At 48.5% G+C, this 17085-nt stretch carries 15 protein-coding genes; 6 read left to right on the top strand and 9 right to left on the bottom strand.

The genetic code is table 11. The annotated features are described in order from the left end of the window. Window positions 1–140 precede the first annotated feature (140 nt). Complete coding sequence (locus ACFO5U_RS09775; protein WP_377278770.1) at window positions 141–2258, top strand: peptidase M6; 2118 nt, start codon at window positions 141–143, stop codon at window positions 2256–2258. 94 nt (window positions 2259–2352) lie between these two features. After that, the gene (locus tag ACFO5U_RS09770; RefSeq protein ID WP_377278769.1) at window positions 2353–3543 is read left to right on the top strand and encodes a glycine C-acetyltransferase; all 1191 of its coding nucleotides are present in this window, start codon (window positions 2353–2355) and stop codon (window positions 3541–3543) included. A gap of 936 nt (window positions 3544–4479) precedes the next feature. Here ACFO5U_RS09770 and ACFO5U_RS09765 read toward each other — a convergent pair. Further along, a complete protein-coding gene (locus tag ACFO5U_RS09765) occupies window positions 4480–5682 on the bottom strand; it encodes a M20 metallopeptidase family protein (RefSeq protein WP_377278768.1) in 1203 nt (400 codons plus the stop codon). A gap of 148 nt (window positions 5683–5830) precedes the next feature. On the opposite strand from ACFO5U_RS09765, the gene ACFO5U_RS09760 reads away from it, so the two are divergent. Then, window positions 5831–6955 (top strand): mandelate racemase/muconate lactonizing enzyme family protein, encoded by a 1125-nt coding sequence (locus ACFO5U_RS09760; RefSeq protein ID WP_377278767.1) that lies wholly within the window; start codon window positions 5831–5833, stop codon window positions 6953–6955. Next, entirely contained in the window at window positions 6952–8367 is a 1416-nt protein-coding gene (locus ACFO5U_RS09755) for a YfcC family protein (RefSeq protein WP_377278766.1), read from the top strand. Before ACFO5U_RS09760 ends, ACFO5U_RS09755 begins: the two co-directional genes overlap by 4 nt. Window positions 8368–8419: 52 nt before the next feature. Here the strand turns inward: ACFO5U_RS09755 and ACFO5U_RS09750 are convergent, their stop codons facing one another. From ACFO5U_RS09750 to ACFO5U_RS09740, 3 genes are read right to left on the bottom strand one after another with little or no spacing between them, the layout of a single operon-like run. Next, the gene (locus tag ACFO5U_RS09750) at window positions 8420–9169 is read right to left on the bottom strand and encodes an amino acid ABC transporter ATP-binding protein (RefSeq protein WP_377278765.1); all 750 of its coding nucleotides are present in this window, start codon (window positions 9167–9169) and stop codon (window positions 8420–8422) included. Window positions 9170–9201: 32 nt separating this feature from the next. Beyond that, the gene (locus ACFO5U_RS09745; protein WP_377278764.1) at window positions 9202–9903 is read right to left on the bottom strand and encodes an amino acid ABC transporter permease; all 702 of its coding nucleotides are present in this window, start codon (window positions 9901–9903) and stop codon (window positions 9202–9204) included. Continuing rightward, window positions 9890–10696, bottom strand: a complete 807-nt coding sequence (locus tag ACFO5U_RS09740; protein WP_377278763.1) for an amino acid ABC transporter substrate-binding protein — start codon at window positions 10694–10696, stop codon at window positions 9890–9892. The genes ACFO5U_RS09745 and ACFO5U_RS09740 overlap by 14 nt, the downstream gene beginning before the upstream one ends. 239 nt (window positions 10697–10935) lie before the next feature. On the opposite strand from ACFO5U_RS09740, the gene ACFO5U_RS09735 reads away from it, so the two are divergent. After that, window positions 10936–11880, top strand: coding sequence for an L-threonine 3-dehydrogenase (locus ACFO5U_RS09735; RefSeq protein WP_377278762.1), 945 nt, complete (start codon window positions 10936–10938; stop codon window positions 11878–11880). Between the two features lie 322 nt (window positions 11881–12202). Here the strand turns inward: ACFO5U_RS09735 and ACFO5U_RS09730 are convergent, their stop codons facing one another. From ACFO5U_RS09730 to ACFO5U_RS09710, 5 genes are all read right to left on the bottom strand, one after another. After that, window positions 12203–13555, bottom strand: a complete 1353-nt coding sequence (locus ACFO5U_RS09730) for a YjiH family protein (protein ID WP_377278761.1) — start codon at window positions 13553–13555, stop codon at window positions 12203–12205. A 319-nt stretch (window positions 13556–13874) separates the two neighbouring features. Further along, entirely contained in the window at window positions 13875–14564 is a 690-nt protein-coding gene (gene bshB2 / locus ACFO5U_RS09725) for a bacillithiol biosynthesis deacetylase BshB2 (protein WP_377278760.1), read from the bottom strand. A 12-nt stretch (window positions 14565–14576) separates the two neighbouring features. Then, on the bottom strand, window positions 14577–14927 hold the full coding sequence (locus tag ACFO5U_RS09720; RefSeq protein WP_377278759.1) for a YojF family protein: 351 nt from the start codon (window positions 14925–14927) through the stop codon (window positions 14577–14579). 145 nt (window positions 14928–15072) lie between these two features. Then, window positions 15073–15906: a pyridoxine/pyridoxal/pyridoxamine kinase gene (gene pdxK / locus ACFO5U_RS09715; protein ID WP_377278758.1), complete on the bottom strand. Its 834-nt coding sequence runs from the start codon at window positions 15904–15906 to the stop codon at window positions 15073–15075. A 60-nt stretch (window positions 15907–15966) separates the two neighbouring features. Beyond that, window positions 15967–16221: a hypothetical protein gene (locus ACFO5U_RS09710; protein ID WP_377278757.1), complete on the bottom strand. Its 255-nt coding sequence runs from the start codon at window positions 16219–16221 to the stop codon at window positions 15967–15969. Between the two features lie 167 nt (window positions 16222–16388). Between ACFO5U_RS09710 and ACFO5U_RS09705 the strand changes: the two genes are divergently transcribed. After that, window positions 16389–17063 carry a uracil-DNA glycosylase gene (locus tag ACFO5U_RS09705; protein ID WP_377278756.1) on the top strand — a complete coding sequence of 225 codons (675 nt, stop codon included), beginning with the start codon at window positions 16389–16391 and terminating at the stop codon, window positions 17061–17063. Window positions 17064–17085: the final 22 nt, after the last annotated feature.

The raw sequence follows: 17085 nt of genomic DNA, 5'->3' as shown, positions 1-17085 counted from the left end.
AACACGTAACATTGTTATACCATCCAACCTATATTTCGGTTTTCGAAATAAATAATTTTCCCTATTTTTGCTTCTTGTATTAAGTGGTAATATTTAGAAAGAAAAAATATTCTGATATTTACGGAAGGGGCAAAACATTCATGAAAAAGAGCAAATGGTTTCCCATTATATCATCAAGCGCTTTAGCGCTTTCTTTATATTCCCCAGCAGTAGGTGCAGCACCTATAGAAGAACTGCCTGCACTAGGAGAGTGGGATCGAGCGCGCTATGGTGAGCGAATCGATATCGACCAAGAGTTGAATCGCCTGGCTAATGATGAAGCATTTCAAAAAGAGGCGGACCAGCGTATTAAAGAGCAGGCAGGCGCATTAAACGACGAAGCAGAAAAGGCGGCTGCATCGAATAGCGAAGCGCATTTTACGGAGAACCATGGAACAAAGCAATTTTTGAACCGCAATCTGCAATTCAAAGAGTTCACACTCCGCAGCATCGGAGATAACGTGGAAATCTGGGTTGCCAACGACTTGGCATACGGACCAAACAATCCAAAACCGGCTGATATTGTGACTCAGGCACAAGTGGATAAATTGAGTGCAGAGTTTGATAGCAACATCTATCCGGTAGCGACTGATTTTTTTGGAATGCCGGATGAGCTTGACGGTTCGAATTCACCACTTCCAGGAATGGTCGGCTTGCCGGAAGGGTATTACGAGGGATCCAATAAGATTATTATGCTTGTTGACAATGTGCAGGATGAAGGCTGGAACAACCCATCCTACCCATTTTTTGTAGCCGGATTTTTCTGGCAGACACTGGAAAACTACACTGACCGCAATATCATTACCATTGATACAAACTCTTGGGAAACGCGCCTAGAGGACACATTTTTTGGTACGACAATCCATGAACTTCAGCATTTGATCCAAGCGGATAATGATCCGTCGGAAGAAACATGGCTGAATGAAGGAATGTCGACCTTCTCTGAATTCCTCGGAGGTTATGGGCATGGCGAAGGATCGATTAACTTTTACTTGGACCATCCGGAAAACTCGCTCGTCAACTGGGATGAACACGGATCAGCAGCAACCGGCCCTGAAACGATTGCAGATTACGGACAAGTCTACCTGTTTACATTGTATATGTTCGATAAGTTCGGTCAGGAATTTATCCGTGAATTGGCAACTGACGGAACGACACAAGGGATGGCAAGCGTCGATAAAGTATTGAAAGAGTACGGCACCAACAAAACATTTACTGAACTCTACCAGAATTTCATGACTGCGTTGACTTTGGATGACGATTCCATCAGCCCTGACTATCAATTCGACAGCATCGATTTGCGCGAGCTGCCGGTCGGTGACGGCGTCCGCGGCAAGACCGTCGACTTCGAGAAAGCGAAAACCTTTGAGAAAGAAGGCGTGCCGGCATGGGGCGGCGACTTTAAGGAATTCGACCTTGACCGCACCGTCCGCGGCATGAAGTTTGACGGCGTCGACTTCCTGCCATTGCAATGGAAAACAGCCGCCAATCCGTTGGATGCATCCGAGCAGGTGCTTCATGCAAACAACGGCGATGAAGCAGACCAAGCCTTGATTTTTGGCGCCACGGTACCGGCTAATAGCCCAACATTAAGCTTTGAACATTATTACGACATCGAGGAACAATGGGATTTCGCGACAGTCCAAGTGTCCACGGATAACGGGGAAACATGGAAATCACTCGCGAACGATAACACACGTGAGGATGTAGTGGAAGAAGGCCATCCGACGATCAAAGAGAATTTGCCAGGCTTCACAGGACATAAACTTGACTGGTCAATTGAAACATTCGATCTATCGGAATATGCAGGGGAAGACGTCTTAGTATCGTTCCGCAACTTGACGGACTGGGGCTATACCGATGCCGGATGGTTCATTAAAAACATCGAGCTGGGCAGCTTCAGTGCAGATGGAACTTCCACTGAGCCATTCCAATCACTCGGCCAGTTGAAAGGCGAGTATGTCGATTTCACGACAACGTTCATCCAAACGAAGAAAAACGGCAAGCAACGCGTATTCCATGTCGATCCATTCAACGTGACGGAAAAAGAAGCGCTTGATTTACAGCAAGTGCTGCGTGAAGGCAATTTGAAAATGATTACTTCCTATGCAGCAGCGCCAGACCAAAAAGAAGCAAAAGAATTCACGTATGAAGTGTTGTACAAAGATGATAACAGCAAGGGCGAAGGAAAAGGCAATGGCAATAGCAAAAAACAATAATTAGGAATGAGCGGGCCGCAGCCCGCTTTTTCTTTTGGAAAAAATGGCGGTGTGATAAGATGGAGTCAGAATTTGTTTTGAAAGGAAGAGGACTGTGTCAAAAAAATTAGATGCGTTTTTGGAAGAAAACTTAACTGAACTGAAAGATCAAGGCTTATATAATGAAATCGATCCCGTAGAAGGGCCGAATGGCGCGATTATCAAAATCGCCGGCAACGACTTGATCAACTTGTCATCAAATAACTATTTGGGACTTGCAACAGATGAAGATTTGAAAAAAGTGGCCATCGACGCGATCGAAAAATATGGCGTGGGAGCAGGCGCGGTCCGTACCATCAATGGTACGCTCGACCTTCACGTGAAACTGGAAGAAAAATTGGCTGAGTTTAAAGGAACCGAAGCGGCGATTTCATTCCAATCCGGTTTTAACTGCAACATGGCAGCGATTTCCGCAGTGATGGACAAAAACGATGCGATACTTTCCGATCAATTGAATCACGCATCGATCATCGACGGCTGCCGCTTGTCGAAAGCGAAAATCATCGCATTCAAGCATTCCGATATGGAAGACCTCCGTGCCAAAGCAAAAGAAGCGACGGAGTCCGGCCAGTACAATAAAGTGATGGTCATCACGGACGGCGTCTTCTCGATGGACGGCGATATCGCGAAGCTTCCAGAAATCGTGGAAATCGCAAAAGAATTCGACTTGATCACGTATGTCGATGACGCGCACGGTTCAGGCGTTACAGGCAAAGGAAAAGGCACTGTAAAGCATTTCGGATTGGAAAAAGAAGTCGATATGCAGATGGGTACACTCTCCAAAGCAGTCGGCGTTGTGGGCGGTTATGTCGCAGGCAAGAAAAACTTGATCGATTGGCTGCGCGTGCGCTCACGTCCGTTCTTGTTCTCAACAGCGGTTACCCCAGCTGACGTGGCAGCCACGATTGCAGCGGTTCAGAAAATCATTGATTCGACTGAACTGCACGACAAGCTATGGGACAACGGCGATTATTTGAAAAAGGGCTTGAAAGAGCTCGGCTTTGATATCGGCGATTCCGCAACACCGATCACACCTTGCATCATCGGCGACGAAAAGCTGACGCAGCAGTTCTCGAAGCGTTTGTTCGAAGAAGGCGTCTATGCGAAATCGATTGTCTTCCCAACAGTTCCGCGCGGCACAGGCCGCGTGCGCAATATGCCAACAGCGGCACATACAAAAGCAATGCTCGACGAAGCGATCGAAATCTACGCAAAAGTTGGTAAAGAACTGAATGTCATCAAGTAAGACGAAACCCGCACAGCTCATTGAGTTGTGCGGGTTTTTCTTTGCGCTTTTGGATAGGAATAATGAGTGGTGAGGATTGCGCTTCAAGGAGGACGCTTGGGGCCTCCAGGATGCAGGTCATGCAGCTGATGCGACAGGACCTCGCCATTTTGAAGATGGATAGTGGAGCTTTGAGTGTAAGAGATTCCGCTGCAAGGGGCACGCTTGAGGCTCGCAGGATGTGAGTCATGCGGCTGATGCGACAGGACGTCGCGCTTTCAGCTGCCCGGGAAGGGGCGGGTGCCCCGCAAATGTGCCGCAAAGAGCGCGGCACATTTGTCTCGCCAGCCCGCGCGGTCCCTCAGGCGTCGGCCCCTTTCCGCTTCATCTCCAGTTTTAGAGAGGAATAAAAGTTTGGTTCACATTGAAATAAACATCAACAGCTTTAATTTGCTTCGCAAATTCATATTGAATTGCGTACGAAACCTATCTACAGCTTTCAAGTCCGGCTAAGCGTCTCTATCAACAGATGTATCCAATCAGCAGCGATACTGTCTCGCACGCATCCTCCAGTGCAATCAAGAAGCCGAACCGCGCATAAGGGCGAGCCGAAGCCATAAGACGAGCTTTTTTCTCGGCTTATGGCGGGAGGCCAGCCCCAAGCGGGAGGCGGCTATTTTGTAATGAAAAAATAAATGAAACTATCTAGTTCACTCACTTATGACACTAACTAAGTGCCCCCACCAGTGGAGGAGGTCAATCAACAGCGACACTCTCTCGCATGTAATGTCCATAGAAATCGAAAAGCCGAACCGCGCTCACGGGCGAGCCGGCTATTTTGTGATGAAAGAACAAATGAACCATCTGGCTCATTCACTTATCCAACTAGCTTGCAGTTCTAATTAGGCTGCAAGAAAATAATCCCCCTCCAGCTGATCGGCTGAAGGGGGATTTTCTTTATTGTTCTGGAGAATCGGTTTCTGCCTGCTGTGCATTGAAATAGATGGAAGAGAACACTTTGGCAGTCGTGTTCATCGCTTCTTCGTTAAAGTCGAAGTTTTCGTGATGGTGCGGATAAACCAAAGCGTCGTCTGCCATTTTCGCACCGATGAAAAAGAACGCGCCGGGTTTTGCTTGGGTATAGTAAGAAAAATCTTCCACTGGCATGATCGGCTCGATATTGATGACATTTTCTTCGCCGACAACAGGGCGGGATGCACTGCGGACGATTTCCGCCGCTTCCGGATGATTCCAAAGCGAATCGTATCCGGTTTCCACGATGACTTCTGCACGTGCCCCCATTGCCAGCGCCACATTTTCAGCGATTCCGCGCACGCGTTCGCTGGCAAGTTTGCGCAGCTCCGGGTCGAACACACGGATCGTGCCTTCCATGACCGCTTTGCTTGGAATGACGTTATCTGCGTCTCCTGCGTGGAATGTACCGATGGAGACGACCAGTTGTTTTAATGGATCGGCGTCGCGGCTGACGATCGATTGCAGCGCGACCATAATATGGCTTGCCGCTAAAATCGGGTCGGTTCCAGTATGTGGCTCAGCTCCATGGGTTCCGGAACCGTAGACATTAATCTTGATGGCGTCTTCCGAAGCTTGCAAATAGCCATCGCGCAGATACACTTTCCCTGCATCCATTTTGCTTTGAAGGTGAGCGCCGAATACGAGGTCGACGCCGTCCAAGCAGCCGTCTTCTATCATGGCGCGTGCACCCCCCGGCGACAATTCTTCGCCGAATTGGTGGATCAGTACAATTGTGCCGGGCAATTCTTCTTTAATCGCCATCATCGCCTTCGCGAAACCAAGCAACCCGGCAGTGTGGCCATCATGGCCGCAAGCGTGCATGATGCCTGGAATGGTTGATTTGTACGGAACGTCCTTTTGGTCATCAATTGGCAAAGCATCGAAATCAGCACGAAAAGCGATTGTCTTGCCGGGTTTTCCCCCGCGGATCGTTCCGACAACGCCACGCCCACCGACGCCGCGGCGCACTTCAACACCCATTTCTTCCAGGCGGGCGGCGATATAAGCTGGTGTTTCGACTTCCTGGTGCGACAGTTCTGGGTGCATATGCAAATGGCGCCGCATGCTCACCATTTCTTCTTGGAGAGAGTCGATCAAGACATCGGTTTGTTTCAATAAAGTCATAAATAATAAGCTCCTTTTTCATCTGGAAGTTTAAAAAGTCATTGACGCTATTATACGCTGTCTTTCTTGATGCATCAAAATTATTACTCTATTGCAAAAGTTTTTATAGTATAATCATACAATACTATTTATAAACGGAGGCTTCCTTATGAAAATCACTCAAGCACGATTGCACGCAGTGCGCTTTCCATTGCACGAACCATTTATCATTTCGTATGCCACGTACCCGGATATGCCATCGCTGATTCTCGAGCTGGAGACGGACAACGGCCTCGTCGGTTACGGGGAAGCAGTTCCGGATGAACACGTGACAGGGGAATACTTCACAGCAAGTTTTGAAGTACTGAAGGAGTTGTTCCTGCCCGCAGTCATCGGCATGAATCCGTTCGATATTGAAGCAATTCACCACAAACTGGACGGTCTCCTTGCAGGCAATCCGGCTTCGAAAGCGGCAATTGATATCGCTTGCTACGATTTGATGGGAAAAGCAGCAGGGCAGCCAGTTTATAATTTGCTCGGTGGACAGGCCAAAGAACATTTATCGTATCCGCGCGTATTGAGCATCGAAGCGCCTGAAATTATGGCGAAAAAAGCAAAGGAGGCAGTCGACGCAGGCTACGGCTCGTTAAAGCTGAAGGTCGGCGCTGATAATGCACAGCTTGATGTAGAACGGATTTTGGCAGTGCGCGCGGAAGTGGGCGAGGCCGTGCCGATCCGTGTCGATGTCAATCAAGGATGGCATTCTGTCGGCACCGCAGTGACAGCGATACGCCAGCTTGAACAAGCCGGGCTCAGCTGGGTCGAACAGCCGATCCGCATGGGCGATATCCGTGGCTTAGCAGAGGTCCGCCAAAAAACGGCGGTGCCGATCATGGCGGATGAGACAGTGCAATCGATGAAAGACTTGCTTGAAATCATCCGTCTTGATGCGGCGGATGTTATCAATATCAAACTGATGAAATGCGGCGGCATTTTCCATGCTGTTCAAATGGCGAAAGTAGCGGAAGCAGCAGGGATGCTATGCCAAATCGGCTCCATGGTGGAATCCTCTGTCGCATCGAGCGCGGGCTATCATGCGGCGATGTCGCGCCGCAATATCGAAAGCACCGAATTGACCGGGCCGTTGTTATTCAGTGAGGAAATTGGAGATTTGAAATATGATCATCCTTACGTTGTTTTAAGCGGCAAACCAGGACTTGGAATTACAGTCGACCATCACCAGTTGGCTAAACTGACTGTCAAAACTTGCACGATTGGAGGAACTGATGCATGACGACCGGAAAATCATCATCTGATAAAAAGCGTGGAGGCAGAGTTCCTCATACATATGCCATTTTATTTTCCATTATGATTGCGGCGATGGTCGCATCGTATTTAATTCCAGCAGGACAATACGAGCGGGAGGAAGTGGACGGCCGAACCGTAGTCATCGATAATTCCTTTGGTGAAGTGGAGCAAAGCCCCGTCGGATTCTTTGAACTGTTCAAAGCGATTCCTACCGGGATGTCGGAAGCTTCTAGCATCATTTTCTATATTTTCCTAGTCGGCGGCGCGTTCGGTATCATCCGTGCAACGGGCGCCATCGAGTCCGGAATCGCCAAAGTCGTCGATAAACTGGAAAAGCGTGAAAAACTGCTCATTCCGATCATCATGATCTTGTTTTCCGTGTTAGGTGCGACCATCGGGATGGCGGAAGAGGTCATCATCTTTGTGCCGATCGGCATTGCCGTAGCACGTGCACTCGGTTTTGACGCCATGACCGGGACCGCGATGGTTTCCTTAGGTGCAGCATCCGGCTTTATCGGCGGCATGCTCAATCCGTTCACAGTCGGGATTGCGCAAGGCATTGCGGAGCTGCAGATTTTCTCGGGAATCGGCTTCCGCTTCGGTGCTTATATATTCTTCTTAAGTTTTGCAATTTGGTATGTGATGCGCTATGCGGCGAAAGTCAAAAAAGACCCGACGCAAAGTGTTATTTACGAAATCGAGAAACGCGCGTCGAAATCTTCGACAAAAGACCAAGCAGAACTGCTTGGTGCTTTCAACTGGCGCCATGGCATGGTCTTCTTGTTCCTCGCTATCGGGCTTGGCATCAACGTTTACGGTGTATTCGAATGGGACTGGTATTTGACGGAACTGGCAGCTTCATTCGTCATCATCGGCTTCGCTTCAGGGCTCATCGGCAATCTGGGTGTCAATCGCATGTTTGATGCGTTTGTTGATGGCATGAAACTGGTGGTCTTTGGTGCCTTGATCGTCGGTTTTGCCCGCGCGATTTTGGTCATCATGGAACAGGGCGTGATCATGGATACGATGATCCACGCCTTGGCCAGCGTCATTAGCGGCTTGCCGAATGCATTAACTGTCATCGGCATGTTCTTTACACAAGTCGTCATTAATTTCTTCATCCCGTCCGGAAGTGGACAGGCGGCAACGACGATGCCGATTATGACCCCGCTGTCAGATCTGCTGGCGATAGAGCGACAAGTGGCGGTTCTTGCATATCAATACGGGGACGGCATCACCAACTCCATCATTCCGACATCGGCGGCATTGATGGGCTACTTGGCAGTCGCCGGCATCCCTTACGAGAAGTGGGTGAAATTTGTCTGGAAGCTCGTTTTAGGATGGCTCGTCATTGCACTCATCGCATTGGTCGTCGCGGTTTCCATCGGCGTTTCCTAAAAGCACATAGAAAATCCCCAGCGCAGTTTGTATGCGCTGGGGATTTTTTTGGTTAAATCGTATCCGCTTTTTGGATCAAGTTCAAAAAGCGCTGCGTCCGTTCTTCTTTTGGGTGGTTAAAGATATCGGAAGGAGCGCCGCGTTCGACGATCCGCCCGCCATCCATGAACAGCACTTCATCTGCGGCACCTTTGGCAAAGCGCATTTCATGGGTCACAACGACCATCGTCATGCCTTCGAGCGCCAAATCTTTCATGACTTGAAGCACTTCGCCGACGAGTTCGGGATCGAGCGCTGAAGTTGGTTCGTCAAACAGCATCACTTTCGGTTCGAGTGCCAGCGCACGGGCGATGCCGACGCGTTGCTGCTGGCCGCCCGACAGCTGATAGGGATACGAATCTGCTTTATCCGACAGCCCGACTTTCTCGAGCAGCGCCAATGCTTTTTCTTTCGCTTGTGCTTTTTCTTTTTTCTGGACGGTTACAGGACCTTCCATAATATTGTCGAGTACCGTCATGTGTGGAAATAAATTATAATGCTGAAACACCATGGCGGACTGTTTGCGGAATGCCGTGATCTGTTTTTTGGACATCGGCTTTGAGAAATCAGCGACAAGGCCGCCGATTTCTACGGTGCCGGCAGTAGGCTTTTCTAAAATATTGAGGCAGCGCAGAAACGTCGTTTTCCCGGAACCGGATGGGCCGATGATGACAACGGTCTGCCCTTTGTCGATATCGACGTCAATGCCTTTTAGCACTTCCAATTCGCCGAAGCTTTTATGCAAATTTGTAATTGAAATCATAATAAACTCCTATCTGTGGGTCGGTCTCTAGTTTAGCGGGAAACATAGCGGTCAAAACGGTGCTCCAATCGCCCTTGGACGAGCGACAGTGAGAAGCAGATGACCCAATAAATGACCGCGGCCTGGCCGTAAAGCAGCAAAAACTCATAATTGGTCGCTGCGATTTGCTGGGCGACGCGGAACATTTCTGTCACCAAAATCAAAGCGGCAAGCGACGTGTCTTTTACCAAGCTGATGAACGTATTGGATAAAGGCGGCACTGAAACGCGTGAAGCTTGCGGTAAAATTACGCGGCGCAGAGTTTGGGAATAGGACATGCCGATCGTGTCAGCTGCTTCCCATTGCCCTTTTGGAATCGACAGAATAGCAGCGCGGATGACCTCAGACGCATAAGCCCCGACGTTCAAGGAGAATCCGATGACGGCAGCTGGAAACGGGTCGATGGTGATGCCGACGGTTGGCAGGCCATAAAATAAAATAAATAACTGAACGAGCAGCGGTGTGCCTCGAATAATCGAGACATACACGCGTGCGATCCATTGCAGCGGACGTACAGTAGATATGCGCGCGAGCGCTGTCAGCACAGCTAGAATTAGGCCGAGGATAAAAGAAATGACCGAAAGCGGCAAAGTGAATTGCACAGCCGCTTCGATCAAAGGCAGGAAGGAAGTCTGGGCGATGCCGACCAGCCGTTCCATCCGTTCTGGGTCTGAAAAAATACTATTCAAGTACATTTTCGCCGAACCACTTATTGGAGATTTCTTCGTACGTACCGTCTTCAATCATTTCAGCAAGTGCTTCGTTTGCTGCCTCAACGAGTGTTTCATTGCCTTGTCTGAACAATAATCCGCTTTGTGCTGCATCTCCTGATTCGTCGACTACTTTGATGGACGCATCGGGGCGTTGCTGCTGGAAGTCAAGGACCGTCAAATTGTCGTTGATAGTCGCGTCCACACGGCCCGAGTTCAATAGCTCGATCGCTTGGTTGAAGCCTTCAACGCCTTCAAGTTCTGCGCCGTATGAAGTCGCCATTTCCGCATAATTGCTTGTCAGTGATTGTGCAGAAAGTTTTCCTTCCAGATCATCGAAGCTTTGGATCTCGTCATTGTCTTCCGCTACGACCAAGACGGCAGTGGAAGTGATGTATGGATCAGAGAACTCATAGCTTTCTTTCCGTTCGTCGTTGATGCCGACTTGGTTGGCAACCATATCAAAGCGTTCTGCATCCAGTCCAGCAAACATCGCGTCCCATTGAGTTTCCAAAAATTCAGCTTCAACACCGAGACGTTCTGCAATTTCACGTGCAATTTCCACATCAAAACCAGTCAATTCTCCGCTAGCGTCATGGAATGTGAATGGCGGGTAAGTGCCTTCTGTACCAACCACTAAGGTACCTTCTTCTTGAATTTCAGCAAGCAAGTCTGCATCATTATCAGTGCTGCCAGTGTCCGTGTTATCGTTTGATCCGCAAGCTGCCAGCAAAAGTGCAGCGGCGCCAAGTGGTAAAAATGCTAATCTTTTTTTCATTAGAGTGTTCCCCATTTCACAATATTTGGCCGTATCGGCTTTGTTCATCTATTTAATCATATTAATGTATATCTGTATAGTAGGTTTAATCGGCGATTTAAAATAAGTAAAAGCCATTGTATTTTTAAAGAGAACAATTTATAATGACTCTAATGAAAAGCTTGGTATGAAAGTGTTTGTAGTTAAATAATTGTCTTTTTAGAGAGGACAAATGTTTTGTAGAAGAGGAGTGCATGAAGATGAAGCGAATTATGGTAACGGGAGCTCTAGGGCAGATCGGTTCGGAATTGGTCGGGAAATTGCGTGAAACTTACGGTGCAGAAAACGTGCTGGCGACGGATATCCGTCCGTCTGCAGATCAGTCAGGGCCATTCGAGATTTTGGATGTCACGGATGCAGAGCGCATGTTGATGCTGGCAAAAGACTTTAATGCCGATACAATGATCCACATGGCGGCATTATTGTCTGCTACTGCAGAAGAAAAGCCGCTATTGGCATGGAATTTGAACATGGGTGGATTGGTCAATGCACTTGAAGCTTCGCGTGAACTCGGCATGCAATTCTTTACGCCGAGCTCAATCGGTGCGTTCGGTCCTTCGACACCGAAAAACGATACGCCGCAAGACACATTGCAGCGCCCGACAACCATGTACGGCGTCAATAAAGTGGCAGGGGAGCTTTTGTGCGACTACTACTTCACTAAATTCGGCGTCGATACGCGCGGGCTCCGTTTCCCGGGTTTGATTTCGAATGTAGCACCTCCAGGCGGTGGTACGACCGATTATGCTGTTGATATTTATTACCAGGCAATCGAAAAAGGCAGCTACACTTCTTATATTGCACAAGGAACACGCATGGACATGATGTATATGCCGGATGCCTTGCAGGCAATCATCGATTTGATGGAAGCAGATGGCGATAAACTTGTGCATCGCAACGCCTTCAATGTGACGGCGATGAGTTTTGAACCGGAAGAGATTGCTGCATCGATCCGCAAGCACCTGCCGGATTTCAAACTTCAGTACGATGTCGACCCGGTGCGCCAGGCTATCGCTGACAGCTGGCCGGATAGTATCGACGCAAGCGCCGCCAAACAAGAGTGGGGCTTTAAAGCCGACTACGATTTGGATAAGATGACGGACGACATGCTCGAAACTTTAAAGAAAAAACTTCAACAAGCATAAAAAAGACGCTTTCTCGTTAAAGAGAAAGCGTCTTTTCAGAGTGTTGAAAAAGTCTATAATCCGCTGAACATCTAAAAATAGTAGTCGTTATTCTGCATCAAAAATCAATGATCTGTCTAAGTATTTGGAGAAGCGTTCGCTCGACTCCTGTGGGACTAGCGGGTTTGAGAGACCCCCCAGGAACAAAGTGACGAGGAGGCTCGATTCCCGCCCCACGGAAAGCGAGCGGTAAGCTTCGGAAAATACGCTTTTCAAGAGTTTCTCTATGGTCTAAAAAAAACGCTTTCTCATAAAAGAGAAAGCGTTTTTTTTTTGCATGAAATTAGAACAACAAATGTGCGACGCCGACAACGATCGGCAAAGCGATGATTGTGCGCAAAAGGAATACGATGATCAAGTCGAAGATATTGACTGGAATTTTCGACCCGAGCAGCAATCCACCGACTTCAGACATGTAAATCAATTGGGTCACGGACATCGTCGCGACAACAAAACGCGTCATTTCGGATTCGATGCTTGCGCCGAGAATAGCCGGCAAGAACATATCCGCGAAACCGACGACCATCAACTGTGCAGCTTCTGCTGCTTCAGGAACGCCGAGCAAGTTCAAGTAAGGGACAAACGGTGCGCCAAGAAAGACGAAAGTTTGTGTGTATTCCGCTAGGATCAACGCAATTGTACCGAAAGCCATGACGACTGGGGCAACGCCGATCCACATGTCCAAGACATTTTTCAGGCCATCTTTAAAGAAATTTGAAGCAGAACGGTTGCGGTCGGCTTTTTCGAGTGCTTTCTCCAAGCCGTGTGAAGCCAAACCTTGGCCGTCCGGAGCATCTTCAGAAACTGATTCCTGAGGTGAACCGTCCATGAATTCGGTCTTTTTCTGGGCGAGTGGATAAATGCGCGGCATGATAAGTGCGAGAATAACACCTGCCAGAATGACCGTACCGTAATATGGAAGGAAGTAGGCGCCAAGGCTGATTTCTTCAATTACAACAATGGCGAATGTGATCGACACGACAGAGAAAGTCGTCCCGATGATTGCAGCTTCTCGCTGCGTGTATTTATTGTCTTCGTATTGTTTGCTTGTCAACAAGACACCGATTGTTCCGTCGCCGACCCATGATGCGAGCGCGTCAATAGAAGAACGTCCCGGCAAGCGGAATAAAGGTCGCATGATTTTGGCCATCATGGTTCCGAAAAACTCAAGCAAGCCGAAATTCATAAGCAGCGGCAATAGCAAGCCCGCAAATAGGAAAATAGTGAACAAGAAGGACAACAAGCCGTCGCCTGATAATAACAAGCCGCCGGTGTACTCATTCCATATCGGCTCAGGTCCGACTTGGAACAACACCATAATCGCGAAAACAGCAGCTACGACGCGTGTCAATGTCCAGAACAAATTGACGTTAAATAACTTTTCGAAGAACGGCACCGTATCGGAAGTGTTTTCTTTTTTCCCGATAAAGAGCAATGACCCGATTGCGGCAATCAGTAGAACCACCAGCACGACCCATGGGACGAATGAGGCAATGGAATCTGCCAATAAGCCCGCCAGGACGGCGATGGTAACTTTCCAGCCGTCTGCAGTCGGAATCGGAATGAGGAACAATAAAACTCCGAGAAAAGACGGGAGTAAGAACAAAAGCCAGGTAGAAGTTGAAAACTTTTTCACAATAGTATTCCCCTTTTTCTTTTTATTGTATGAATAAACAAGATATATACTAATTATACAACACTTTCCCCTTGAAACCGCTGTCATTAGTAATGTTTATATTATCTGAAAACAGTTGAAAATAATAGTGTTTTATTAAAAGAAATTCTTATTGTTGGATATGGATAATGTTGGAGGTTTGATGGAAAGAAAACGTTTTTAACAACCGACTAGCCCCAAGACATGCTTGATTGAGGTTAGCAGCCCAATAATCGTAGGATATATCATGATGAGAAAAACCCGAGACACTCGCTGTTTAAACGAGCGCCTCGGGTTTAAATTAGAAAGATTGTTCGAAATCCTGTTTCCAGCGGTACGTGTAGAACCGTTCGAGCGTTAACCAGTTTTCGGTTTCGGTGTCGCCGTTTTGCAGTTTGTGTTCCATTTCTTCTAGCATCCAGGCAGTTTGCGAGATGTGGGCTTTCATGGAATTCATTTTTTGTTCACGCACGTCTTTGATGTTGTAGATGATGTCCGGTTGGCCAAGCACGTCGAGCGTGTTGTTGGCGAACGCTACGCAATGGAGTTTCGGGCGGTCGTCCATGCGGCGGATGGCACGGACGACAGCACGGGCCGTTGCTTCGTGGTCCGGGTGCACAGCAAAATCAGGATAGAACGTGATGACTAGAGACGGGTTCGTTTCTTTGATCAAGTCTTCCATCAAGCCAACCATTTTTTCATCGTCTTCGAATTCAAGCGTTTTGTCACGCAGTCCTAACATGCGAAGGTCCGTTAACCCCATCGCTTGGGCTGAAGCCAGCAGTTCTTTCTTGCGGATGGCAGGCAGTGATTCGCGCGTGGCAAAAGGTGGATTGCCGAGGTTGCGCCCCATTTCACCTAGCGTCAGGCAAGCGTATGTAACCGGTGTTCCTTGGTTGATATGTGTCGTGATCGTTCCCGACACTCCGAACGCTTCGTCGTCGGGGTGGGGGAAGATGACCAGGACATGGCGTTCTTTCGGTATGGTCATAAGTATTCCTCCTTAATAACTGAACGGTGTTTCGCTGAGTTGCAGCGCTACCGCTAATTTTCCGGTTCCGTCGTGGCCTGCGAGCAATAAGCGCCCTAGCTCATCGATTTCGTAATGAGTGATGCCTTGTGCATACACCCAGCCGTGCGGAAGTTTCAATCCGACGCGGTGCGGGCTGTCGCCTACCACTTTTCCGAGTTCAAAATTGATGACCACGTTGCGGATGAATGCGCCGGCATTGAAAAAGCTTTCATTGAAATGGCTGGCGTAGCTGCCATTTGTTGTTTCCAAGTGAAGGTAGACATCCTTGCCGGCAAACGAATCGATTGCCGCTTGGAGTTGGTTGACTTCTACTAGTTCCATGATGTTCCTCCTAAATAAATCGGTATTGTTTCAGTATAGGGAATTCCGTTTATGAATGCGATTAGGATGCTTGAGCCGTTTGAATTTCGTTTCTTGCACGAATAAAAAAGCAGGGAAAAGTATTTTCCCTGCTTTCATCGAATCATTAAAGCTCGACAACTTCCACTTGTGCTTTTTGGAATTTATTCGCAGCACCGTGCATGACCGGCCCAACATATTCGTTGAGTTTCCAGCCGTGTGCGATTGCCGTAGAAACGAAGATTTTTGCGTTGTAGACCGCATCTTTTACCGATTGGCCGTTTGCCAGATTAGCTGTGATAGCCGCCGCGAACGTGCACCCTGCGCCGTGGTTGTAATTCGTATCGGTTTTGTCGGCCGTCAGCAAATAATGCTTGTCGCCATCAAATAGAAGGTCAGCTGCTTTTTCGTGCTTTAATTGCTTGCCGCCTTTGATGACGACGAATTTTGCGCCGTGTGCGTGGATCTTTTCAGCCGCTTTTTGTAAATCTTCGACAGTCTGAAGTACTCCGAGACCGGATAATTGTCCCGCTTCGACCAAGTTCGGCGTAACCACTTTCGCGTGCGGGAGCAAATACTTGATCATCGCGTCGACGTTTTCAGGGAACAATACTTCATCTTCGCCTTTGCATGCCATGACGGGATCGATGACGGCATCTTTAATTCCGGATTCCTCGATTGCGCGGCCAGCCATTTCAATGATGTCGACAGTCGGCAGCATACCAGTTTTCAAGGCGTCGATGCCTGTTGAGAAAGCCGTTTTTAATTGAGCGTCAAGCGTATCCAGCGCGATCGGGTGGATTCCGTGGCTCCAGCCATTGTCCGGGTCCATCGTGACGATGACCGTCAGTGCATTCATACCATAAGTGCCGTGTTCTTGAAACGTCTTCAGGTCGGCCTGGATGCCAGCGCCGCCGGAAGTATCGGAACCTGCAATGGTAAGTGTCTTCTTGAGTGTCATAAGTCAGTCTCCTTTGAGCTATTTAGTCATTGAGCTAATTTTATAGAAAAACCGCGCCATTTACAACGGTTTGGGTTTATGGGGCCAAATCATGGCAAGACATGTAACGGCGGATGCTAAAAAAAATACCAGCGTGAAGCCGCCCATGACCCAATGGCCGGCACCGATCAGGCCGATCGCCATCATCAATGTTAAAATGGATACGATTATGATGATTCCGATCAAACAACCCATTCCGGCGCGTTTCGCGTTTTCAGGGGCGCTATCGCCTTTTGTTTTGGATATATCGAACATTTTTTGACGCCAATCTGCCATTCACCATCGCTCCTTTTTTCCATCGTACCATGGCATTACGGCGAAATGAAGCGCTGTCAAACCGGGTGCAGATGATTTGGCGAGTATGAGGCAATATACACGAAAGAGTATAACGAATGAAAACGGGTAGTTTGAAAAAGATAAACATGTAAAAGGGAGTGAATGAGTTGCCGAAACAATTATTCAGCAATGACTGGCAGCAAGTCGTCGGAGGCGAGTTCGACAAACCGTATTATCAGCAACTACGTGAATTCCTCAAGCAGGAATACGCCGAACAAACCGTTTATCCGGCAAAGGAAGACATTTGGAATGCGTTTGAACATACCCCATACGGAACCGTCAAAGCGGTCATTCTTGGGCAAGATCCGTATCACGGCCCACATCAAGCGCACGGCTTGAGTTTTTCTGTCCAGCCAGGCATCGCCCATCCGCCAAGCTTGCGCAATATCTTCAAAGAACTAGAGAACGACCAAGGCTGCCAAAAGCCGGTCGATGGCACATTGACCAAATGGGCAGACCAAGGCGTGCTCATGCTTAACACCGTATTGACGGTTCGCCAGGGCCAAGCGCATTCGCATCAGGGGAAAGGCTGGGAAGAGTTTACGGATGAAGTAATCCGTAAATTATCGGCGCGAGAAGAACCGGTCATCTTCATCTTATGGGGGCGTCCCGCACAAATGAAAAAACGCCTGATCGACACGGCGCGCCATGACATTATCGAAGCGACGCATCCGAGTCCGTTGAGTGCACACCGCGGGTTTTTCGGCAGTGCACCGTTTTCAAAAGTGAACAAGCTGTTACAAAAGCGTGGGCAAGCTCCGATTGATTTCTGCCTGGACTGACGCAAGGCAATCGCACGTGGTA

This window comes from Planococcus dechangensis, from assembly GCF_042654465.1.
Classification (GTDB): Bacteria; Bacillota; Bacilli; order Bacillales_A; family Planococcaceae; genus Planococcus; species Planococcus dechangensis.
This window is presented reverse-complemented; position numbering and strand designations above follow the sequence as displayed.

Coding starts and splice junctions, on each gene's coding strand:
- ACFO5U_RS09775 (WP_377278770.1), top strand. CDS start 141: ATGAAAAAGAGCAAATGGTTTCCCATTATATCATCAAGCGCTTTAGCG.
- ACFO5U_RS09765 (WP_377278768.1), bottom strand. CDS start 5,682: ATGACTTTATTGAAACAAACCGATGTCTTGATCGACTCTCTCCAAGAA.
- ACFO5U_RS09760 (WP_377278767.1), top strand. CDS start 5,831: ATGAAAATCACTCAAGCACGATTGCACGCAGTGCGCTTTCCATTGCAC.
- ACFO5U_RS09755 (WP_377278766.1), top strand. CDS start 6,952: ATGACGACCGGAAAATCATCATCTGATAAAAAGCGTGGAGGCAGAGTT.
- ACFO5U_RS09750 (WP_377278765.1), bottom strand. CDS start 9,169: ATGATTTCAATTACAAATTTGCATAAAAGCTTCGGCGAATTGGAAGTG.
- ACFO5U_RS09745 (WP_377278764.1), bottom strand. CDS start 9,903: ATGTACTTGAATAGTATTTTTTCAGACCCAGAACGGATGGAACGGCTG.
- ACFO5U_RS09740 (WP_377278763.1), bottom strand. CDS start 10,696: ATGAAAAAAAGATTAGCATTTTTACCACTTGGCGCCGCTGCACTTTTG.
- ACFO5U_RS09735 (WP_377278762.1), top strand. CDS start 10,936: ATGAAGCGAATTATGGTAACGGGAGCTCTAGGGCAGATCGGTTCGGAA.
- bshB2 (WP_377278760.1), bottom strand. CDS start 14,564: ATGACCATACCGAAAGAACGCCATGTCCTGGTCATCTTCCCCCACCCC.
- ACFO5U_RS09720 (WP_377278759.1), bottom strand. CDS start 14,927: ATGGAACTAGTAGAAGTCAACCAACTCCAAGCGGCAATCGATTCGTTT.
- pdxK (WP_377278758.1), bottom strand. CDS start 15,906: ATGACACTCAAGAAGACACTTACCATTGCAGGTTCCGATACTTCCGGC.
- ACFO5U_RS09710 (WP_377278757.1), bottom strand. CDS start 16,221: ATGGCAGATTGGCGTCAAAAAATGTTCGATATATCCAAAACAAAAGGC.